20 protein-coding genes and 1 other RNA gene are annotated in these 19,902 nt (G+C 58.7%); 10 read left to right on the top strand and 11 right to left on the bottom strand.

The features are described from left to right. The first annotated feature begins 37 nt into the window (after window positions 1-37). The 4 genes from sdeX to ykgO all read left to right on the top strand — a co-directional run bounded on the left by sdeX (window position 38) and on the right by ykgO (window position 4,983). A complete protein-coding gene (sdeX, locus tag ACJ8IL_RS15735) occupies window positions 38-1,225 on the top strand; it encodes a multidrug efflux RND transporter periplasmic adaptor subunit SdeX (protein WP_025301784.1) in 1,188 nt (395 codons plus the stop codon). Between the two features lie 17 nt (window positions 1,226-1,242). After that, the gene (sdeY, locus tag ACJ8IL_RS15730; RefSeq protein WP_025301783.1) at window positions 1,243-4,389 is read left to right on the top strand and encodes a multidrug efflux RND transporter permease subunit SdeY; all 3,147 of its coding nucleotides are present in this window, start codon (window positions 1,243-1,245) and stop codon (window positions 4,387-4,389) included. 186 nt (window positions 4,390-4,575) lie between these two features. Then, on the top strand, window positions 4,576-4,830 hold the full coding sequence (locus ACJ8IL_RS15725; RefSeq protein WP_004940303.1) for a type B 50S ribosomal protein L31: 255 nt from the start codon (window positions 4,576-4,578) through the stop codon (window positions 4,828-4,830). Window positions 4,831-4,842: 12 nt separating this feature from the next. Continuing rightward, the gene (gene ykgO, locus ACJ8IL_RS15720) at window positions 4,843-4,983 is read left to right on the top strand and encodes a type B 50S ribosomal protein L36 (RefSeq protein WP_004940304.1); all 141 of its coding nucleotides are present in this window, start codon (window positions 4,843-4,845) and stop codon (window positions 4,981-4,983) included. A 108-nt stretch (window positions 4,984-5,091) separates the two neighbouring features. On the opposite strand, the gene ACJ8IL_RS15715 is transcribed toward ykgO, so the two are convergent. Genes ACJ8IL_RS15715 through ACJ8IL_RS15705 form a run of 3 tightly spaced genes read right to left on the bottom strand, consistent with a single transcriptional unit; the run spans window position 5,092 to window position 7,563 of the window. Next, window positions 5,092-5,970, bottom strand: a complete 879-nt coding sequence (locus tag ACJ8IL_RS15715; protein WP_442516653.1) for a metal ABC transporter substrate-binding protein — start codon at window positions 5,968-5,970, stop codon at window positions 5,092-5,094. Between the two features lie 25 nt (window positions 5,971-5,995). Next, window positions 5,996-6,853 (bottom strand): metal ABC transporter permease, encoded by an 858-nt coding sequence (locus ACJ8IL_RS15710; protein WP_043135664.1) that lies wholly within the window; start codon window positions 6,851-6,853, stop codon window positions 5,996-5,998. Further along, a complete protein-coding gene (locus ACJ8IL_RS15705) occupies window positions 6,850-7,563 on the bottom strand; it encodes a metal ABC transporter ATP-binding protein (RefSeq protein ID WP_442516652.1) in 714 nt (237 codons plus the stop codon). The genes ACJ8IL_RS15710 and ACJ8IL_RS15705 overlap by 4 nt, the downstream gene beginning before the upstream one ends. A 407-nt stretch (window positions 7,564-7,970) precedes the next feature. Here ACJ8IL_RS15705 and ACJ8IL_RS15700 point away from each other — a divergent pair, with 407 nt between their 5' ends. From ACJ8IL_RS15700 to ACJ8IL_RS15690, 3 genes are all read left to right on the top strand, one after another. Further along, entirely contained in the window at window positions 7,971-8,324 is a 354-nt protein-coding gene (locus tag ACJ8IL_RS15700) for a hypothetical protein (RefSeq protein WP_025301779.1), read from the top strand. Between the two features lie 158 nt (window positions 8,325-8,482). Then, window positions 8,483-8,851, top strand: coding sequence for an Hha toxicity modulator TomB (tomB, locus tag ACJ8IL_RS15695; protein WP_004940312.1), 369 nt, complete (start codon window positions 8,483-8,485; stop codon window positions 8,849-8,851). Window positions 8,852-8,901: 50 nt separating this feature from the next. Beyond that, complete coding sequence (locus ACJ8IL_RS15690; protein ID WP_004940313.1) at window positions 8,902-9,105, top strand: HHA domain-containing protein; 204 nt, start codon at window positions 8,902-8,904, stop codon at window positions 9,103-9,105. A 330-nt stretch (window positions 9,106-9,435) separates the two neighbouring features. Here the strand turns inward: ACJ8IL_RS15690 and ffs are convergent. Next, window positions 9,436-9,532, bottom strand: an RNA gene (ffs, locus tag ACJ8IL_RS15685) — signal recognition particle sRNA small type. Window positions 9,533-9,688: 156 nt separating this feature from the next. On the opposite strand from ffs, the gene ACJ8IL_RS15680 reads away from it, so the two are divergent. Then, complete coding sequence (locus ACJ8IL_RS15680; protein WP_025301778.1) at window positions 9,689-10,003, top strand: MGMT family protein; 315 nt, start codon at window positions 9,689-9,691, stop codon at window positions 10,001-10,003. A 64-nt stretch (window positions 10,004-10,067) separates the two neighbouring features. Here the strand turns inward: ACJ8IL_RS15680 and ACJ8IL_RS15675 are convergent, their stop codons facing one another. Beyond that, window positions 10,068-10,559 (bottom strand): YbaY family lipoprotein, encoded by a 492-nt coding sequence (locus ACJ8IL_RS15675; RefSeq protein WP_025301777.1) that lies wholly within the window; start codon window positions 10,557-10,559, stop codon window positions 10,068-10,070. A gap of 231 nt (window positions 10,560-10,790) precedes the next feature. Here ACJ8IL_RS15675 and tesB point away from each other — a divergent pair, with 231 nt between their 5' ends. Next, window positions 10,791-11,654, top strand: coding sequence for an acyl-CoA thioesterase II (tesB, locus tag ACJ8IL_RS15670; protein ID WP_016928847.1), 864 nt, complete (start codon window positions 10,791-10,793; stop codon window positions 11,652-11,654). Between the two features lie 90 nt (window positions 11,655-11,744). Here tesB and amtB read toward each other — a convergent pair whose 3' ends face one another. The 5 genes from amtB to ACJ8IL_RS15645 form a co-directional block, all read right to left on the bottom strand. Beyond that, complete coding sequence (gene amtB, locus ACJ8IL_RS15665) at window positions 11,745-13,031, bottom strand: ammonium transporter AmtB (RefSeq protein ID WP_049295142.1); 1,287 nt, start codon at window positions 13,029-13,031, stop codon at window positions 11,745-11,747. Between the two features lie 36 nt (window positions 13,032-13,067). Then, a complete protein-coding gene (gene glnK / locus ACJ8IL_RS15660) occupies window positions 13,068-13,406 on the bottom strand; it encodes a P-II family nitrogen regulator (protein ID WP_004940327.1) in 339 nt (112 codons plus the stop codon). 280 nt (window positions 13,407-13,686) lie between these two features. After that, entirely contained in the window at window positions 13,687-15,465 is a 1,779-nt protein-coding gene (gene smdB / locus ACJ8IL_RS15655) for a multidrug efflux ABC transporter permease/ATP-binding subunit SmdB (RefSeq protein WP_197770426.1), read from the bottom strand. Further along, complete coding sequence (smdA, locus tag ACJ8IL_RS15650) at window positions 15,458-17,233, bottom strand: multidrug efflux ABC transporter permease/ATP-binding subunit SmdA (protein ID WP_060432557.1); 1,776 nt, start codon at window positions 17,231-17,233, stop codon at window positions 15,458-15,460. Before smdA ends, smdB begins: the two co-directional genes overlap by 8 nt. A gap of 92 nt (window positions 17,234-17,325) precedes the next feature. Continuing rightward, the gene (locus ACJ8IL_RS15645) at window positions 17,326-17,787 is read right to left on the bottom strand and encodes an Lrp/AsnC family transcriptional regulator (protein WP_164063551.1); all 462 of its coding nucleotides are present in this window, start codon (window positions 17,785-17,787) and stop codon (window positions 17,326-17,328) included. Between the two features lie 122 nt (window positions 17,788-17,909). On the opposite strand from ACJ8IL_RS15645, the gene ACJ8IL_RS15640 reads away from it, so the two are divergent. Continuing rightward, window positions 17,910-18,950, top strand: coding sequence for a PLP-dependent cysteine synthase family protein (locus tag ACJ8IL_RS15640; RefSeq protein ID WP_025301773.1), 1,041 nt, complete (start codon window positions 17,910-17,912; stop codon window positions 18,948-18,950). Between the two features lie 61 nt (window positions 18,951-19,011). On the opposite strand, the gene cof is transcribed toward ACJ8IL_RS15640, so the two are convergent. Beyond that, window positions 19,012-19,836 (bottom strand): HMP-PP phosphatase, encoded by an 825-nt coding sequence (gene cof, locus ACJ8IL_RS15635; protein ID WP_025301772.1) that lies wholly within the window; start codon window positions 19,834-19,836, stop codon window positions 19,012-19,014. Window positions 19,837-19,902 lie beyond the last annotated feature (66 nt).

Genomic DNA, 19,902 nt, shown 5'->3' with positions numbered 1-19,902 from the left:
ATTGATCATTTTGAAATCGGACACTTGAGGTTTTTCTATGAACAAAAACAGAGGGTTAACGCCTCTGGCGGCCGTTCTGATGCTTTCAGGCAGCTTAGTGCTAACAGGATGTAACGATAAAGAAACCCAACAGCAAGGCGCCCAACAACAGGCGCCTGAAGTGGGCGTAGTCACCTTGAAGGCTGAGCCTCTCAACATTACTACCGATCTTCCTGGCCGCACCGCTGCGTATCGTATCGCCGAAGTTCGCCCTCAGGTCAGCGGCATCATCCTGAAGCGCAACTTCGTTGAAGGCAGCGATATCAAGGCCGGGACGTCTCTGTACCAAATCGATCCCGCCACCTATCAAGCCAGCTACGACAGCGCGAAAGGCGATTTGGCCAAAGCACAGGCCAGCGCTTCCATCGCACGCGTGACGGTAAACCGCTACAAGCCATTGCTGGGCACGAGCTACATCAGTAAACAGGACTACGACAACGCCGTCTCCACGCTGCAGCAGGCGGACGCCGCCGTCGTGGCCGCCAAGGCCGCCGTGGAAACCGCGCGCATCAACCTGGCGTACACCAAGGTGACCTCTCCGATCTCCGGCCGCATCGGCAAGTCCGCCGTGACCGAAGGCGCACTGGTCAGCAACGGCCAGGCAACCGCACTGTCTACCGTGCAGCAGCTGGATCCGATGTATGTCGACGTCACCCAGTCAAGCACTGATTTCCTGCGCCTGAAGCAAGAGCTGGCCAGCGGCGCGCTGAAGCAGGAAAACGGCAAGGCAAAAGTGAAACTGATGCTGGAAAACGGCACCGAATACGCGCAGGAAGGCACGCTGGAGTTCTCTGACGTCACCGTCGATGAAACCACTGGCTCCATCACCATTCGCGCCCTGTTCCCTAACCCGAACGATACGCTGTTGCCGGGCATGTTCGTACGCGCCCGTCTGGACGAAGGCGTGCGCAGCGATGCGCTGCTGGTGCCTCAGCAAGGCGTTACCCGCAACCCGCGCGGCGACGCGACGGCGTTGGTGGTAGGGGCAGACGACAAAGTTGAGCTGCGCACGCTGAAGGCCGACCAGGCGATCGGCGACAAATGGCTGGTGACCGATGGCCTGAAATCCGGCGATCGCGTGATCGTCTCCGGCCTGATGAAAGTGCATCCGGGCGCGCAGGTAAAAGTGCAGGAAGTTGACACTCAGGCGCAAAAACAGCCGCAGTCTGAAGCGCAGAAGTCATAAAAAGGAGCCTGTAATACATGGCTAAGTTCTTTATAGATCGCCCGATTTTCGCCTGGGTAATCGCCATCATCGTCATGTTGGCGGGGGTGCTTGCAATAATGAAACTGCCAATCGCGCAGTATCCCACTATTGCACCGCCGGCGGTGAGTATTTCCGCCAACTACCCGGGCGCAGATGCCAAAACGGTGCAGGATACCGTCACGCAGATTATCGAACAGAACATGAACGGTATCGATAACCTGATGTACATGTCCTCCACCAGTGATTCCTCTGGTAGCGTCACCATTACCCTGACGTTTGATTCCGGCACCGATCCTGACATCGCGCAGGTTCAGGTTCAGAACAAACTGTCGTTGGCCACCCCGTTGCTGCCGCAAGAAGTTCAGCAACAGGGCCTGAAAGTAGAAAAATCCAGCAGCAGCTTCCTGATGGTGGCCGGCTTCGTTTCCGACGATCCGAACATGACTCAGGACGATATTGCGGACTACGTGGCGTCCAACATCAAGGACCCGATCAGCCGTTCGTCCGGCGTGGGTGAAGTGCAGCTGTTCGGTGCCCAGTACGCGATGCGTATCTGGCTGGATCCGAACAAGCTGAACAACTTCCAGCTGACGACCACGGACGTGACCTCCGCCATCACCGAGCAGAACAACCAGATCGCCGCAGGCCAGCTGGGCGGCCTGCCGCCGGTGCCGGGGCAGCAGTTGAACGCCTCGATCATCGCGCAGACCCGTCTGACTTCGCCGGAAGAGTTCGGCAAGATCCTGCTGAAAGTGAATACCGACGGTTCTCAGGTACGCCTGCGCGACGTCGCTCATATCGAGCGCGGCGCGGAAAGCTATGCCGTTACCGCTCGCTACAACGGCAAGCCTGCCGCCGGCCTGGGTATCAAACTGGCGACCGGCGCCAACGCCTTGAACACTGCCAAAGGTGTGAAAGACGAGCTGGCCAAGATGGCGCCCTTCTTCCCGCAAGGGATGAAAGTGGTTTATCCGTACGACACCACCCCGTTCGTTAAAATCTCCATCAACGAAGTGGTGAAAACGCTGATCGAAGCCATCATCCTGGTCTTCCTGGTGATGTATCTGTTCCTGCAGAACTTCCGCGCGACGCTGATCCCAACCATCGCGGTGCCGGTAGTACTGCTGGGGACCTTTGCGATCCTCGCCGCGTTCGGCTTCTCGATAAACACCCTGACGATGTTCGGCATGGTGTTGGCGATCGGCCTGCTGGTGGATGACGCCATCGTGGTGGTGGAAAACGTCGAGCGCGTCATGTCCGAAGAGGGGCTGCCGCCGAAAGAAGCTACCCGTAAATCGATGGGCCAGATCCAGGGCGCGCTGGTGGGTATCGCCATGGTGCTGTCGGCGGTATTCGTGCCGATGGCGTTCTTCGGCGGTTCAACCGGCGCCATCTATCGCCAGTTCTCGATCACCATCGTGTCCGCGATGGCGTTGTCGGTGCTGGTGGCCTTGATCCTGACGCCGGCGCTGTGCGCCACCCTACTCAAACCGATCCCGAAAGGCGATCACGGGGTTAAAACAGGCTTCTTCGGCTGGTTTAACCGCATGTTCGAGAAGAGCACACATCACTATACCGACAGCGTGGGCAACATCCTGCGCAGCACCGGCCGCTATCTGATCATCTACCTGTTGATCGTGGTTGGCATGGGCCTGCTGTTCCTGCGCCTGCCTTCCTCGTTCCTGCCGGACGAAGATCAGGGCATCCTGTTGACCATGGTGCAGTTGCCTGCCGGTGCCACCGAGTCCCGTACCAACAAAGTGCTGGAAGAAGTCTCCGACTACTTCCTGAACAAGGAAAAGGACAACGTGGTTTCGGTGTTTACCGTCGCGGGCTTCGGCTTCAACGGTAACGGCCAGAACAACGGCCTGGCATTCGTCAGCCTGAAAGACTGGGGTGAGCGTCCAGGGGCCGGGAACAAGGTCGAGGCGATCGCGGGCCGTGCCATGGGTGCCTTCTCGCAGATTAAAGAAGGCCTGGTGTTCCCGTTCAACCTGCCGGCGATCATCGAACTCGGTACCGCAACCGGCTTCGACTTCGAGTTGATTGACCAGGGTGGCCTGGGGCACGAAAAACTGACCGAAGCGCGTAACCAGCTGTTGGGCATGGTTGCTCAGCATCCGGACGTGCTGGTGGGTGTGCGCCCGAACGGCCTGGAAGATACGCCGCAGTTCAAACTGATCGTCGATCAGGAGAAAGCCAAGGCGCTGGGCGTCAGCATCACTACCATCAACAGCACGCTGAGCACCGCCCTGGGTGGTTCGTACGTCAACGACTTCATCGACCGCGGTCGTGTGAAGAAGGTGTATGTACAGGCCGACGCGCCGTTCCGTATGCTGCCGGAAGACATCAACAAGTGGTACGTGCGCGGTACCAGCGGCCAGATGGTGCCATTCTCCGCCTTCTCTTCGGCGAAGTGGGAATACGGCTCACCGCGTCTGGAACGCTATAACGGCCTGCCGTCGATGGAAATTCTGGGCCAGGCCGCACCGGGCAAGAGTACCGGTGAAGCGATGAACCTGATGGAACAGCTGGCATCCAAACTGCCAAGTGGCATCGGTTACGACTGGACCGGTATGTCCTATCAGGAACGTCTGTCGGGCAACCAGGCGCCGGCGCTGTACGCCATCTCGATTCTGGTGGTGTTCCTGTGTCTGGCAGCGCTGTATGAAAGCTGGTCCGTGCCGTTCTCGGTCATGCTGGTATTGCCGCTGGGGGTTATCGGTGCGTTGCTGGCCGCGACGATGCGCGGCATGAACAACGACGTGTACTTCCAGGTAGGGCTGCTGACCACCATCGGTCTATCGGCGAAGAACGCCATCCTGATCGTTGAGTTCGCCAAGGATCTGATGGAGAAAGAAGGCAAAGGTCTGATCGAAGCGACGTTGGAAGCGGTGCGTATGCGTTTGCGTCCAATCCTCATGACATCTCTGGCCTTCATCCTCGGGGTTCTGCCGCTGGTTATCAGCAGCGGCGCAGGCTCCGGCGCACAGAACGCGGTAGGTACCGGCGTAATGGGCGGGATGATCACCGCCACCGTCTTGGCGATCTTCTTCGTGCCGGTGTTCTTCGTGGTGGTTCGCCGCCGCTTCAGCAAGAAGAACGAAGACCTGGAACACAGCCATCCGGTAGAACACCACTGATCGCTCAGTGAAGGGATCTCTACCCGATAACCGAAAAGGCCGCGCATGCGGCCTTTTTCTTTTGCTTCAGTTGCTTAATGCAAACCGTTCTCATTAATTCACTTTTGTGTGCAATTTGCGCTTGATCGCGATGCCAGGTCGGCGCATAATTATTGTTATAGTATAACATTACACGAGAGAGCCATTATGAAACCCGGCATCCACCCCGATTACCGCACCGTGGTGTTCCACGACGTCAGCGCCAATGCCTACTTCAAAGTGGGATCGACCATCAAAACCGATCGCACCATCGAACTGGACGGCGAAAGCTGGCCGTATGTCACCCTTGACGTCTCTTCTGCTTCGCATCCGTATTACACCGGCAAGCAGAAAGACTATTCCAAAGAAGGCAGCACGGCGCGCTTCCAGCAGCGCTTTGGCCGCTTTATCGGCAATAAGTAACAAGGAAATCCCATGCAGGTATTGAGTTCATTGCGTTCGGCGAAAAACCGCCACCCGGATTGCAAAGTCGTGCGTCGTCGTGGCCGCATCTATGTGATCTGTAAAAGCAATCCGCGATTCAAAGCGGTACAGGGACGTAAGAAAAAGCGTTAACTCCAAAGTGTCATCTGTCGCAAAGCCCCGTTGCTGCTCAACGGGGCTTTTTTTTTACGGCGAGAAAGTACCTGCAAGCCGTCCCCCGCCGGCAGGCGGGGGCGGAGATTACTTCATGCTGCTCAGCAGCGCGTCGACATTGTGCTTGAACGCCTGCTCATAGGTGGCCGCCGGGCCGCCCGCGCGGGAGAGCGCTTCAGGGTACAGCTCGCCGCCCGCCTTGGCGCCGGTGGCGGCGGCGATCTGTTTCACCAACCGCGGATCGGTCTGATTTTCGATAAAGTAAGCGTTGACCTTTTCCTGTTTGATTTGCTTGATCAGATTGGCCACGTCGCTGGCGCTGGCTTCGGCCTCGGTGGAAAACCCGACCGGGGCAAGGAAGGTGACGCCGTACTCTTGCCCAAAGTAGCCAAACGCATCATGGCTGGTCAGCACCTTACGTTTCTGTGGCGGCACTGCGGCGAACTGGGTTTTGGCCCACTGGTCCAGCTTTTGCAGCTGCTGAATGTATTCGGCTCCGCGCTGGCGAAAATAGTTGGCATCCTCGGGATCGGCGGCAATCAGGGCGTTCATCACGTTGGTAGCGTACTGTACGCCGTTTTTCATGCTGTTCCAGGCGTGGGGATCGGTAATCGGTTTGCCGTCCTCCTCCATTTGGCGGGTGCTGATCCCCTGTGAAGCGGTGATCACCTGCCCTTTATAACCCGAAGCGCTGACCAGGCGATCGATCCACCCTTCCAGTCCCAGGCCGCTGACGAACACCACATCAGCCTGAGCCAGCGTCTTGCCGTCCTGCGGCGAAGGCTCGAAACTGTGCGGATCGCCATCCGGCCCCACCAGCGTGCTAACCTTGACGTGATCGCCTCCCACCTGTTTGACGATATCGCCCAGAATGGAAAAGCTGGCGACGGCGTCGACGGTCTTCGCCATCGCCAATGGGCTGGCCAGCAGAGCAGCAACCGCCAGCGATATAGGTAAACGTTTCATACTTTCTCCTTGCAAAGGGCACTTCTCAACGGCGCGCGAAGGCGCAAATGCCTCCGCGCGTTCCAAACAGGATCGAGACGAAAAAGATGACGCTGGCGCTGAGCACGATCGCCGGGCCGGCAGGCAATGACGCGTAATAGGACCACACCAGCCCAATCACGCTGGAAAGCGCGCCGATGCCCATCGCCGTCGCCAGCGTCTGCGGCAGATTGCGCGCCCAGAAGCGCGCGCTGGCGGCGGGCAGCATCATCAGCCCCACCGACATCAGGGTGCCGAGGATCTGGAATCCCGCCACCAGATTGACCACAACCAGCGCCAGAAATAGGCCGTGGATCAGCGCCAACCGGCGCGGGGCGTTGACGCGCAGAAAAGTGACGTCGAAGGATTCGATCACTAACGCGCGGTACAGCGCCGCCAATGCCAGCAGCGAAACCGAGGCGATCGCACCGACCATCAGCATGGCCTGCGCATCCACCGCCAAAATCGAACCGAACAGCACGTGCAGCAGATCCACGCTGGAACCGCGCAGCGAGACCAGCGTGACCCCCAGCGCCAGTGACCCCAGATAGAACCCGGCGAAGCTGGCATCTTCTTTTAACGGCGTGCGGCGGCTCACCAGGCCGGACAGCATCGCCACCGCCAACCCGGCGATAAAACCGCCCACCCCCATCGCCACCAGCGACATGCCGGAGATCAGATAACCGATCGCCGCGCCCGGCAACACCGCGTGGGACAATGCGTCCCCGACCAGGCTCATGCGGCGCAGCAGCAGAAACACGCCCAGCGGGGCGGCGCTGAGCGACAACGCCAGACAGGCCATGAGCGCGCGGCGCATAAAACCGAAAGAGAGGAAAGGATCGATAAGCCCATGCAACAACATCATGGCGCCACCGCCCGCAGATCCGGCTGCCGTTCGGCGGCGTGATACCTCGGCACCTGTTCCAGCACCCGCTTGGCCGCGCCCCAGTGGCAAGCCTGCGGCGTCAGCAACAGTACCTGTGAAAAATGCTCGGCGACCATCGACATATCGTGCAGCACGGCGATCACCGTTTTCCCCTGCCGGTGCAGTTGCGCAATCACCTGCAGCAAAATTTGCGTGGTGGCGCTGTCGATACCGGTGAAAGGTTCATCCAGCAAAATCAGCGGCGCCTGTTGGACCAGCAGGCGCGCAAACAACACCCTCTGCAGCTGGCCGCCGGACAGTTCACCCACCGGAGTGTGCGCCAGCGCGCTCATGCCAACGCTCGCCAACGCCTCGTTGACCTGGCTCGCCGCACGCTTGTTCATGCCGCCGAACATGCCACTTTGCGGCCAACAGCCCATCGCCACCAGATCGCTTACCGCAATCGGGAATTGCCGATCCAGCTCCGCCTGTTGCGGTAGATAAGCTCTGCGCGGCGGCTTTCCGCCGCTAAAATTCAGGCTGCCCCCCAACGGCGGCAACAATCCGGCGAAGGTTTTCAGCAGCGTCGACTTACCCGCCCCGTTGACGCCCACCACCGCGGTGAGCGATCCGGCAGTAAACTGCCCGCTCAGCGGCGGGAAAAGTGGCGTGGCCCCATAGCCTATCGCCAACTGACGCAAGGTGATCATGGCAGCGACACCGCCCAGAAAATGCCGAGCCACAACAGGGCCAGCAGCACAACGGCCCCCGAACAGCGCACGGCAGCGGAGGTGGTAAACAACGAATTCAGTGACGACGCAGCGTCATGTTGTGAAGAGGGAGTCAATGTCGTGACCAACGCGATGGAATAATGGTTACAATATAACATCACACTCACTACAACGTCTCAAGCCCTGCCGTGCCAATTAATGCAACGGAACGTAACAGCCCCGCGCAGCGGCTCTCCCCCGCCACGCTCCCCTTATCAATCTCAGGGATATTCCCGTTCGACAGAAATGTTGGCATAGGGTAAAGAACAGCGGTAAATCGAAAAATTTACCGACGAGGGAGGAAAAGGAGTAAGATAAGCAGATAACATTGCTGTTGGCCGAGATTAATGCTTGTTACCCTTGCCTGTAACCTGGATGTCAACGCACTTTCTGTTAACAAATTAAAGAAAGTGATTAATGACAATATAGCGGAGTTAGTGCCGGCGCTGACCAGCGGACTCAGTTTTTATTCTGAAAGCGCACGCTATGCCGAAGATTCATTAGAAATACTTGATATAGTGCAACAGGGTGGTAGCGATTATTCAATGAGTTATCGTTATAAGTGGGGCATTTTTAATGCCTGCCTGGATATCAACAGCGAAGACACTCTCAGCGATAGCGTCCGGTTCCGTGTGACAGAACGGGGTTTAATCTTCGACATCATTGATAACTCACGTCCATCAACAGCGGATGAATTGTAAGTTTACGTAATAACTACAGGCCAAACGCGAAAAAATGATTTATATTCATTTTACGGGAAGTTTATTTAAAGACCGTTAAGCTGCCTCCGTCCATGATGTAAATCAGCTTACTCACATAGTGTTATCACACCGCAATTAAGACTTACGGAGGGGATGATATGGATGAGTATTCGCCTAAGCGACACGACATTGCTCAGCTCAAATTCTTGTGCGAAAATTTGTATGATGAAGGTATCGCTACCCTGGGAGACAGTCATCATGGGTGGGTCAACGATCCGACGTCCTCCGTCAACCTGCAGCTTAATGAGTTGATCGAACATATCGCTTCGTTTGTGATGAGCTATAAAATTAAATACATGGACGAATCTGACCTGTCGGAGTTAGTCGAAGAATATCTCGATGATACCTATACGCTGTTCAGCAGTTACGGTATCAATGATTCCGACCTGCGCCGCTGGCAAAAAACCAAGGCGAGATTATTCAGAATGTTCTCAGGAGAGGACATCTGTACGACAATGAAAACTTAAGGGATAATTATTCCCGAGCTATTTTTACGGTTATTAAACTAAAGGCCACCATGACTAAAACCGACTATCTGATGCGTTTACGTAAATGCACCACGATTGATACTCTCGAACGTGTTATTGAGAAAAATAAGTACGAGCTTTCCGATGATGAACTGGAGCTGTTTTACTCAGCGGCCGATCACCGTCTGGCAGAGCTCACCATGAACAAACTGTATGACAAAATCCCCACCTCCGTTTGGAAATATGTCAGATAATCAGACCCCCAACGCGTTGAGCCGATGCTTTTATCGGCTTCAATGTTCAAGCTGAATACGTACTTTTCCTATTGACAGTAAAACTTCATTTGCACTCCCCCTTTCAATAATAATATTGCCTGGAAACCATTTTCTTTTTAAATCGAGACAGGTTACGCCATCGCCCCCTCATTATGCTTGCATCCAGAACCGCTAATTCATTATCCAAAAGAATTGAGGGCGGGAAGAAAAGAAATGCCTTGTCGCTCTGCCTGATGACAGAAAGGGATAATCGATGAGTAGAAGAGAAACGGCAAAAGTGCGGATTGGCGAAGGCCAAATGGGTGGGGACCCTGCCAGCTACATCCCGGCACACACGTCACCTGCTGCGGCTGCTTCCTTCCGGACCTGACCGAGTTCACAAGTTAGTGTTGCGGGAGAACCAACAGGGCCCCCATTGACGGCTTCTGTACTCTGAAGCGGTGGGCATTATCGGCGATGCCCCGCCAAATAGCAAGCCAACCGGGGCTAACCGCTGTTTTCTTACCCACCTGCACTGTGGCACACTCTTCGCCTGGGTTTTGACTCGCGCAGGAACAGCAATATGCAACCAGAAGATGCCTCTTTCAGCCAGCGGGTATTCCACATCGTGGCCGCCATTCCTTACGGCAAAGTCACCACCTACGGCGAAGTCGCCCGGCTGGCCGGTTCACCGCGCGCCGCGCGCCAGGTTGGCGGCGTGCTGCGGCGTTTGCCGGAAGGCAGCGCGCTGCCCTGGCACCGGGTGATCAACCGGCACGGACAGATCTCGCAGCAGGGGGAGGATTTTCAACGGCAACGGCAGGCACTGCTGGCGGAAGGGATTATTTTCGGCCCGCACAGCACGGTCGATTTCGAGCGCTACGGCTGGCGCTGGTAAAACAAAACAGCCTTTGGCCGAAGCGCAAAGGCTGTTGATTTCATCTTGCTGTACCGCAGGAAATTTACTGCATGGCGGTTGGCGCAGCCTGAATCGGTACACCCTGAACCGGAACCAGCAGCAGATCGGCGCGAGTACCGTTGCGGTTAACCACTTCCTGGATAGTGTCGGTAATAAACATCAGTCGCCCGTTGACCGTCACCGCCGCGCTCAGAATGATACGCGCATTCGGTTGGATGTCGGACGGATTGTACGGTAGCGTAAAGTTGAATGGCGCCTGTTGCCCTTCAGTACGTATCGCGCGCTGTGCAATCACTTTGGACGGTGCATCCGCCAGCGAGGCGTCAGAGAGGGTGACCGTCAGTACGGCGTCCGGCGGCAGCGCAATACGCTGACGTATATTAACCGAACCTGTCACCGCCGGGCCTTGAATCTGCGTTTGCGCAGCCGCCGGATTACCGGCCGCCTGTGTAGGCACATCAGCACTCTTTTGCGCGCATCCTGCCAGCGTGATCGTCAGTGCCGCGGCACCGCCTACGATTTGCCAGAGTTTCATGGATCGGTCTCCTTTTTTATTATCAACATGTTGGTGGCTTTCACCACCGCACTTATTAAACCTAGCACAAAACACTGATAAATCCACTTTACCCCGCCTATTAATCACTTAAACAGCCCAGGGCGCCCACGATTAAGAGCATTCTCATCGGCCCTGTAATGCAAAATGTTGACGCCACGCCGTGATATTCCGCACACTGCGCAAAATGATTATTAGAAAGGTAACAATTTTATGAGCCAGGCATTGCAAAACCTCCTTGATCTGCTGGATCTGGAGAAAATCGAAGAAGGGCTGTTTCGCGGCCAAAGCGAAGATCTGGGGCTGCGCCAGGTGTTCGGTGGACAGGTTGTCGGCCAGGCGCTCTACGCCGCCAAGCAGACGGTGCCGGACGAGCGCAGCGTGCACTCGTTCCACAGCTACTTTCTGCGCCCGGGCGACAGCAGCAAACCCATCGTTTACGACGTAGAAACCCTGCGCGACGGCAACAGCTTCAGCGCCCGTCGCGTCAGCGCTATTCAGCACGGCAAACCTATTTTCTATATGACCGCCTCTTTCCAAAGCCCGGAAACCGGTTTCGAGCACCAGAACCTGATGCCGGACGTGCCGCCTCCAGAAGGGCTGCTGTCCGAGTCAGAGATCGCCCAGAAGCTGGCGCATATGCTGCCGGAAAAAGTGCGCGAAAAATTTATCGGCCAGAAGCCGATCGAAATGCGCCCGGTGAAATTCCACAATCCGTTGAAAGGCAGCGTGGAAGAGCCGCATCGCTACGTGTGGTTCCGTGCCAACGGCAGCATGCCGGACGATCAGCGCATCCACCAATATCTGCTGGGCTACGCGTCGGACTTTAACTTCCTGCCGACGGCGCTGCAGCCACACGGCGTCGGCTTCCTCGAGCCGGGCATGCAGGTGGCCACCATTGACCACTCAATGTGGTTCCACCGTCCGTTCCGTATGGATGACTGGTTGCTGTACGCGGTGGAGAGCTCCTCCGCCTCCGGCGCACGGGGCTTTGTGCGCGGCCAGATCTACACTCGCGACGGCGTACTGGTCGCCACCACCGTGCAGGAAGGGGTGATTCGCCAGCGCGACGCCTAATCCGCAATATAAAGTAAGGGGCGATGTTTCCATCGCCCCTTTTTGCTTCATCATTATTTTAGTCTTTCGCGCACTGCCCTGCTTCGAGTCTTATTGGTTGTAGGCGCTCTCGCCGTGGCTGTTGACATCCAGCCCTTCGCGCTCCTGCTCTTCCGGTACTCTCAGCCCCACCATCGCGCCCGCAATCTTGAAGGCGATAAAGGCGGCGACGCTTGACCACACCAGCGTAATCACGACGCTCAGCAGCTGGATCCACACCTGATGGCCCATCGTCACGCCTTCGGCATAGCCGGTGCCACCGAGGGAAGAAGCGGTGAACACGCCGGTCAGCAGACAGCCGACAATGCCGCACACCCCGTGCACGCCGAACACGTCGCAGGTGTCGTCCACTTTCAGCCATTTCTTCAACGTCACGACGCCCCACAGGCCGGCAACGCCGCCTACCAGGCCGATGATCAACGCCCCACCCACGCCCACGGTGCCCGCCGCCGGCGTCACCGCAACCAGCCCGGCGATCATGCCAGAGCAGGCGCCCAGCAGCGAAGGCTTGCCGCGCAGCACCCACTCTGCGAAGGTCCAGGAGAGAATGGCGCCCGCGGTAGCCACCACCGTGTTGAGGAATGCCAGGGCCGCGATGCCGTTGGCCGCGCTGGCGGAACCGGCGTTGAAACCGAACCAGCCGATATACAGGATGGACGCCCCGGTAAACACCATCGGCAGGTTGTGCGGTTTGAACGCCTCTTTACCGAAGCCGGCGCGTTTGCCGAGCAGATAGGCGCCGATCAGCCCCGCGCTGGCGGCGTTGATGTGTACCACGGTGCCGCCGGCGAAGTCCAGCGCGCCGTCGGTGGCCAGATAGCCACCGCCCCACACCATGTGCGCGATCGGCAGGTAAGACAGGGTGAACCACACGATCGCGAAGATCAGCACCGCCGAGAAGCGAATGCGTTCGGCGAAGCCCCCCACCACCAGCGCCACAGTAATGCAGGCGAAGGAGGCTTGGAAAGCGACGTGGATCATCTGGCTGATGCTGCCAGTGACGCTGTCGATGCCGATGCCTTTCAGCATCGCCGTCTCGAATCCGCCGAACACCGCATTGCCTTCGCTGAACGCCAGGCTGTAGCCATACAGCACCCACAGCACGCAGACCAGCGCGAAGGTGACGGTGACCTGCGTCAGCATCGACAGCACGTTTTTGCCGCGCAGCAGGCCGCCGTAAAACAGCGCGATGCCCGGCAGCGTCATGAACAGCACCAACGCGGTGCAGATCATCATAAAGGCGTTGTCGGCCTTATCGGCGACCGCCGGGGCGGCCAGGGCCAAAGAAGGAACCAGGGTTACCGAACTCAGGCCCAACATGGATAACAGTCTTTTCATTATCAATCCATCCCCATTGCTTAACTGAGTTCGTGGTTACAGTGCCGATTCGTCGGTTTCGCCGGTGCGAATGCGGATCACGCGTTGCAACTCGGCAACGAAAATTTTGCCGTCGCCGATTTTACCGGTGTAGGCGGCTTTGCTAATCACATCAACCACTTCATCCAACTGATCGTCGGCGATAGCGATATCGATTTTGACCTTGGGCAAGAAGTTGACGTTATATTCGGCGCCGCGATACAGCTCGGCATGCCCCTTCTGGCGGCCAAAGCCCTTCACTTCGGTTACGGTCAACCCCTGAATGCCCACGGAGGACAGAGCCTCGCGCACATCCTCCAGCTTGAACGGTTTGATTACCACGGTCACCAGCTTCATATTGCCCCTCCACGAATTAAGCCCAAACTCACCCCTGGTACGCGTCATATGTAGCAAGGGCTGTGCCAAATTTAATTTTGCATGACGATTCAGCGGATTAGCGCACACGCGGGCGCCGCCGCGACGCAGCGCAGCGCCGATACCTTGAATGGGTTAAATAATGCGCACTAATTTGGTGCGCATCGCGTCGAAAAAGTGCAGAAAGGGGGCGTAGCTTGGGCGAGTTGCCTGCTTGTGGTGCGTGGGAAAGAAACAAGGGCCGCGATCGCGGCCCCTGGGATCAGACGAGTTGGCTCTCCTCGCGCACCGCTTCCGCCAACTGCTCGCCCGCCAGCTGCAGTTGATACATCTGGTAGTAGCGCCCCTGCTGCGCCAGCAGCTGTTGATGGTTGCCCTGCTCCACCGCGTGGCCACGATGCAGCACCAGAATGGAATCGGCATCGACGATGGTTGAGAGGCGGTGGGCGATCACCACCAGCGTGGTGTGCTCGCGGATCGCACGCAGAGCCCGCTGGATCGCCTGTTCGGTGCCCGAGTCGATATTGGCAGTCGCCTCGTCGAGAATCAAAATCTGCGGCGCCTGCACCAAGACCCGCGCCATCGCCAGCAGCTGTTTCTGCCCGACCGACAGGTTATTGCCCTGCTCCCCCAGGCGGGTGTGGATACCCTGCGGGAAGCCGCGCACCAGACTCGCCAACTGCACCGTTTCCAGCGCCCGCCAAACGGTGTCTTCCTCGATGTTACGCCCCAACGTGACGTTGGCCAGTACCGAATCGGCGATCACCACCGGATCCTGCTGCACCATCGCTACGCCCTGACGCAGCGTGCGGTGCGACAGGCTGGATATCGGGCGTCCATCGAGACGCACTTCCCCCTCGCTGACCGGGTAATAGCCCATCAGCAAGTTGGCCAAGGTGCTCTTGCCGCTGCCGGTATGCCCGACCAGCGCCACGAAGCCGCGTGAGGGCACCGCCAGCGAAATATGCTGCAGCACCTTTTTGTCCGCACGGTAAGCGAAGCTCAGATCGGTGATGTCGATGCGGCCACCGGCCAGAGGACGATCGTCGGCACCGTAACTCTGCTGGCTGCGATCCATCAGCTCGAAAATGCGTTCGCCGGCCACCACCGCCTGCTGCAGGATCGACTGCTGTGACGTCAGCTCGATCAGCGGTTCATTCAGGCGCCCCAGGTAGTTGATGAAGGCGTAGAGGACGCCGACGCCAATCACGCCCTCGCCGCTGAAGCCGAACAACATCAACAGGCCGCACAGCACCAGCGCCGAAAACAGGCTGAGCAGCGGCCGCAGCAGAAAACCGTCGAGCCGCAGGGTCTGCATGCGCGCAAGATAATGCGACTGGCTGGCGGCGCTCATGCGCTCGCCGAAGCGCACCTGCTGGCGGAACTGCTGAATCACGCCCATGCCGTTGATCACTTCGTTGAAACCGTCGTTGATGTCCGCCAGATAACTGCGCACCCGGCGCACAATCGGCGTGCTGTAGTATTGATAGATGCCCATCACCACGAACACCGCCGGGAAGATGCAGATAGCCACCAGCGCCATGCGCCAGTCGAGGCTGAACATCGCCACCAGCATGGCGCCGATCAGCGCGGCGCTTTTCAGCACCGTGGAGACCACCATCACGTACAGATCCTTGATCACTTCGGTGTCGTTGGTAACGCGCGAGATCAATTGCCCGACCGGTTGTGTGTCAAAGGCGCTGAGCGGTTGGCGCAGCGCGGCGTCCATCACGTCGGTACGCAACCGCTGCACCACGCCCACCGCCGCCTGGTTGAACAACAGCGCCTGGAAGTAGTGCAGCGCCGCCGCCAGCAGCTCCAGCAGAATGTAGGCCGCCGCCAGCCCGCCGACAATCATCAGCGGCAGTTGCCCTTTGGCGACGTAATTATCGATAAAATAGCTGACCAGGATCGGCCCGGCGACTTCCGCCGCCGCCGCTATCCACAGCATCAGCACCGCCAGCCCCAGCGGTTTGCGGTACGGCGAGCCGTAGGCCAGCAGCCGCTTCAGCGTCGGCCACAGCTTTTGCACTTTATTCATCGGCCAACGCCTCCTCGCCGTTTTCCGGCGCTTCGTCCAGCGCCGCTTCCAGCTGCTGATAACGGTACATATCGCGATACCAGCCCGGCTGCGCCGCCAGCGCCGCCGGATCGCCGCGCTGCGCTACACCGCCGTGCTGCATCACCAGGATCTCGCTGGCTTCGGTCAATGCCGACAGCCGGTGCGCGCTGATGATCACCGTGCGATCTTGCCCCCAGCTGCGCAGGTTGTGCAGGATTTGGTGTTCGGTACGGCCGTCCACCGCCGACAGCGCGTCGTCGAGGATCAAGATCTCTGCATCCAGCAGCAGCGCACGCGCAATGGAGATGCGCTGTTTCTGCCCGCCCGACAACATCACGCCGCGTTCGCCCACCTCGGTGTCATAGCCTTGCGGCAGCCGCAAAATGTCCTCATGGACGCTGGCCAGCCGCGCTGCCTGTTCGATCTGCGCCTGCGTCGCGCCCGGATGGCCCAGCGCGATGTTGTTCGCCACGGTATCGGAGAACAGGAACGGCGTTTGGCTCACCACCGACAGTCGCGAACGCCAGTCGTCGAGTTTGACCTGCGGCAACGGCAGGCCGTGATAGCGGATCTGCCCTTGGTCGACGTCGAACTGACGCTGGATCAGCGACAACAGCGTCGATTTACCGGCCCCGGTCGGCCCGCACAGCCCCAGCATTTGCCCTGGTTTCAGCGTCACCGCCACATCGTGCAGCGCCGGATGTGGGTTTTCCGGGTAGTGGAACGCGCGGATATCCACGTCCAGCACGCCGCGCCCGGCCGGCAGCGCCTGTGGGCCATCCTGCACCGCCGGCGCCTCATCAAGCAGGCTGCGGATGCGGCTGTAGGCCGCGCTGCCGCGTTCGACGATGTTGAACATCCAGGCCAGTGCCAGCATCGGCCAGATCATCAGGCCGAGATACATCACAAAGCTGGTCAGTTGCCCGAGCGTCAGCGAACCGTTCACCACCATCCAACTGCCGCCGCCAATGGCCAGCAGGTTAGACGCACCGATGGCGATATAAATGGTCGGATCGAAGCGCGCATCCACCCGCGCCACGTGCATGTTCTTGGCCCCGGTCTGCGCCGCCACCTCGGCGAAGCGGTTGGATTGGTGATCTTCCAGCCCGAAGGCCTTGATCATGCGGATGCTGGTCATGCTTTCCTGCGCCTGATCGTTCAGGCTGGAAAACGCCGCCTGTGCCGATTTAAAGCGCTGGTGCAGCTGATCGCCGTAATATTTGATGGCGATCGCCATCAACGGCATCGGGATCAACGCCAGCACTGTCAGTTGCCAGCTGATTTGGGTGCTCATCACCACCAACACCACCAACCCCATCACCAGCGAATCCACCAGCGTCAGCACGCCTTCACCGGCGGCGAATACCACGCGATCCACGTCGTTGGTGGCGCGCGCCATCAGATCGCCAGTGCGGTGACGCAGGTAAAACGCGGGGTTTTGCCGGCTGAGCTGACGGTAAAAGTTTTCGCGCAGCTCGACCGCGAGCTGGTAGGACGCGCCGAACAGCAACACCCGCCACACATAGCGCAGCAGGTAAACGACGATCGCGGTACCGATCATCAACCCGAGCCAGGCCATCAGCACGCCGGTGGACATCTGTTTTTCGGTGACGCCGTCCACGATGATGCCGACCAGCTTAGGCGGCAGCAGTTGCAGGATGGCGATGACGATCAGCAGCACCACCGCCCCGAGGTAGCGGCGCCACTCCCGGCGGAAGTACCAGCCGATTTGAGCAAATAATCTCACGCAGTTTGATTCCAGGGTTTTATGGGATTTGTCTCTTTTTCTGCTTCAGCAGAGCAGGATACCACCGTTGAGCCGCCCGTCCGGTGAACTTTTCACTCCGGCACCGGCAGCGCGGTGGTGTATTTGATTTTTTCCATGGCAAAGCTCGAGGTGACGTCGATGAGGCCCGGTACGCCGTTCACCAGACGCTTATAAAAGCCGTCGTAGCTTTTCATGTCCGCCACTTCGACCTGCATCAGGTAGTCGTACTCTCCCGCCATGCGGTAAAACGCCAGCACCTCGGGCATCTGGCTGGTCAGCTGCACAAAAGCCTGATACCACTCGCTGCTGTGCTGCTGGGTTTTGATCAGCACGAACGCCGTCAGCCCCAGGCCGAGCTTTTCATTATCCAGCAAGGCCACCCGACCGCGGATATAGCCCTCGTCTTCCAGACGCTTCAGGCGTTTCCAGCACGGCGTCGAGGTCAAATTGACCGCATCCGCCAGCGCCTGCAGCGACTGGGTGCAATCTTGCTGCAGCATGCACAGCAGCTTACGGTCTATTTTATCTAACATAGCGGCCACCAGGAGAAAAATTTTCTCTCATTAGGCGATTAAACAGGAAAAATGGCAATCCTTTTTTCCCGCCGACAGGCTATGCTACGCCATAAATCAGCCCCCTATTCTGAGGCCAAATCATGACAAACTCTTGGGTAAAATATGCTATCGGTGAAATAGAAGCGGATTTTCAACGCTCCGCCGATACGCACCTAATTCGCCTGAACCTGCCGGCGTTTCCCGGCATCTGCCTGTACCTGAAAGATGAGAGCACCCACCCGACCGGCAGCCTGAAACACCGCCTGGCGCGCTCGCTGTTCCTTTATGGCCTGTGCAACGGCTGGATCACCGAGAACACCACCATTATCGAGGCCTCCTCCGGCAGCACCGCGGTGTCCGAAGCCTACTTCGCTCGCCTGATCGGCCTGCCGTTCATCGCGGTGATGCCGTCCTGCACCGCGCGCCGCAAGGTGGAACAGATCGCCTTTTACGGCGGCCGCTGTCACTTCGTCGATCACGCCGCCCAGATCTACGCCGCCTCCGAACAGCTGGCGAAAGAGCTGAACGGCCACTATATGGATCAGTTCACCTACGCCGAACGCGCCACCGACTGGCGCGGCAACAACAACATCGCCGACAGCATCTTCCGCCAGATGGCGCGCGAACCCTTCCCGGTGCCGAAACACATCGTAATGAGCGCCGGCACCGGCGGCACCTCCGCCACGCTGGGGCGCTACATCCGCTATCAGGGGCACGACACCCGGTTGACGGTGGTCGATCCGGAAAACTCGGTGTTCTATGACTGCTTCCACCACGGCGATCGCACCCTGATCGGCAGCTGCGGCAGCCGTATCGAAGGCATCGGCCGCCCACGCGCCGAGCCGTCGTTCATCCCATCGGTGGTCGACAACATGCTGCGCGTGCCGGATGCTGCCAGCGTCGCCACCATTCACTGGCTGGAAGGCGTGCTGGGCCGCAAGGTTGGCGCCTCTACCGGCACCAACGTTTGGGGTGCGCTGCAGTTGGCGAAGCAGATGCGGGAAAACGGCGAGCAAGGATCGATCGTCACCCTGCTGTGCGACAGCGGCGAGCGTTACCTGGATACCTATTACAACCCGGAATGGGTCAGCAACAACATCGGCGATCTGCAGCCGTATCTGGCGCAGCTAGCGGATTTGTAACGCCAGGCGTTAGGTAAAAAAAAAGCCGGGTAGTCATACCCGGCCGGCTGTAAGGAGAACCTCATTCTTCGGGGGAATAGGTGAGGCAAGGTGAACGCAGCCAATGTTGTAAATAGTGGGCCACCGCCTGTTGCTGGCAATGGCCGATAACCGGTAGCTGCGGCAGCAGGGATTTCAGCTGCGGCAGGGCGTTGCCCATCACCACGCCGTGCCCCACCGCCCCCAGCATCTCTTTGTCGTTCATTGCGTCGCCGAACGCCATGCAGTCGGCCATCGTCAGCCCCAGATGGCGGCTCAGCCGGTCCAGCGCCGTACCCTTGTTGCAACCGAGCGGCAACACCTCCAGGCAGTCGTAGGCGGAAAAGCACAGATCGGCCTCACCACCCAGCTGTGCCCGCAGCTGCACCTGCAAGGCCAGCAATTCCTCATGCGGCGCGACAAAACACACCTTGCTGTTGCCGAACGCCGGCAGGCGGCGCACGTCGGCCAACTGAAAACGAAAGCCGCTCAGGTGATGCGCCCGCAGCATCTCTTCCGGCACGGGGAATTCGGTCAGCCAACCTTCGTCGCGGAACACATGCATGCTGGCGCAGGTGCGCCAATGATGATGCAGCACCTCTTCGGCGACCGCCGCCGGCAGATCGGTGGCATGCAGCTGTTGGCCGCGGTTGTCATACACCCGCGTGCCATTGCCGGTGATCAGGTAGCCCTGCAGCCCCAGCTGCGCCATGATCGGTTGCGCATCGAGGTAGTGCCGTCCGGTGGCGAACGTCACCACCATCTCCCGTTCCACCAGCTGGTTCAGCACCGCCAGCGTTTCCGGGCCAACCCGGTGATCCGGCATCAACAGCGTGCCGTCCATATCGAAAGCTGCCAGGCGATACATAGAGACCTCTGAATGTGAACGCGATTACAATCACTGCAGTATGGGATGGCATTTGCGGAAGTAATA

The sequence above is a fragment of the Serratia sp. CY47444 genome, assembly GCF_052168635.1.
In the GTDB taxonomy this organism is placed as follows: domain Bacteria; phylum Pseudomonadota; class Gammaproteobacteria; order Enterobacterales; family Enterobacteriaceae; genus Serratia; species Serratia bockelmannii.
This window is presented reverse-complemented; position numbering and strand designations above follow the sequence as displayed.

Excerpts from the sequence above, each read along its gene's own strand:
- ykgO (WP_004940304.1), top strand. The coding sequence starts at position 4,843 with ATGCAGGTATTGAGTTCATTGCGTTCGGCGAAAAACCGCCACCCGGAT.
- tomB (WP_004940312.1), top strand. The coding sequence starts at position 8,483 with ATGGATGAGTATTCGCCTAAGCGACACGACATTGCTCAGCTCAAATTC.
- ACJ8IL_RS15725 (WP_004940303.1), top strand. The coding sequence starts at position 4,576 with ATGAAACCCGGCATCCACCCCGATTACCGCACCGTGGTGTTCCACGAC.
- ACJ8IL_RS15710 (WP_043135664.1), bottom strand. The coding sequence starts at position 6,853 with ATGATGTTGTTGCATGGGCTTATCGATCCTTTCCTCTCTTTCGGTTTT.
- ACJ8IL_RS15700 (WP_025301779.1), top strand. The coding sequence starts at position 7,971 with ATGCTTGTTACCCTTGCCTGTAACCTGGATGTCAACGCACTTTCTGTT.
- cof (WP_025301772.1), bottom strand. The coding sequence starts at position 19,836 with ATGTATCGCCTGGCAGCTTTCGATATGGACGGCACGCTGTTGATGCCG.
- smdB (WP_197770426.1), bottom strand. The coding sequence starts at position 15,465 with ATGAATAAAGTGCAAAAGCTGTGGCCGACGCTGAAGCGGCTGCTGGCC.
- ACJ8IL_RS15690 (WP_004940313.1), top strand. The coding sequence starts at position 8,902 with ATGACTAAAACCGACTATCTGATGCGTTTACGTAAATGCACCACGATT.
- ACJ8IL_RS15675 (WP_025301777.1), bottom strand. The coding sequence starts at position 10,559 with ATGAAACTCTGGCAAATCGTAGGCGGTGCCGCGGCACTGACGATCACG.
- amtB (WP_049295142.1), bottom strand. The coding sequence starts at position 13,031 with ATGAAAAGACTGTTATCCATGTTGGGCCTGAGTTCGGTAACCCTGGTT.
- sdeY (WP_025301783.1), top strand. The coding sequence starts at position 1,243 with ATGGCTAAGTTCTTTATAGATCGCCCGATTTTCGCCTGGGTAATCGCC.
- glnK (WP_004940327.1), bottom strand. The coding sequence starts at position 13,406 with ATGAAGCTGGTGACCGTGGTAATCAAACCGTTCAAGCTGGAGGATGTG.
- ACJ8IL_RS15680 (WP_025301778.1), top strand. The coding sequence starts at position 9,689 with ATGCAACCAGAAGATGCCTCTTTCAGCCAGCGGGTATTCCACATCGTG.
- ACJ8IL_RS15715 (WP_442516653.1), bottom strand. The coding sequence starts at position 5,970 with ATGAAACGTTTACCTATATCGCTGGCGGTTGCTGCTCTGCTGGCCAGC.
- tesB (WP_016928847.1), top strand. The coding sequence starts at position 10,791 with ATGAGCCAGGCATTGCAAAACCTCCTTGATCTGCTGGATCTGGAGAAA.
- ACJ8IL_RS15645 (WP_164063551.1), bottom strand. The coding sequence starts at position 17,787 with ATGTTAGATAAAATAGACCGTAAGCTGCTGTGCATGCTGCAGCAAGAT.
- ACJ8IL_RS15640 (WP_025301773.1), top strand. The coding sequence starts at position 17,910 with ATGACAAACTCTTGGGTAAAATATGCTATCGGTGAAATAGAAGCGGAT.
- ACJ8IL_RS15705 (WP_442516652.1), bottom strand. The coding sequence starts at position 7,563 with ATGATCACCTTGCGTCAGTTGGCGATAGGCTATGGGGCCACGCCACTT.
- sdeX (WP_025301784.1), top strand. The coding sequence starts at position 38 with ATGAACAAAAACAGAGGGTTAACGCCTCTGGCGGCCGTTCTGATGCTT.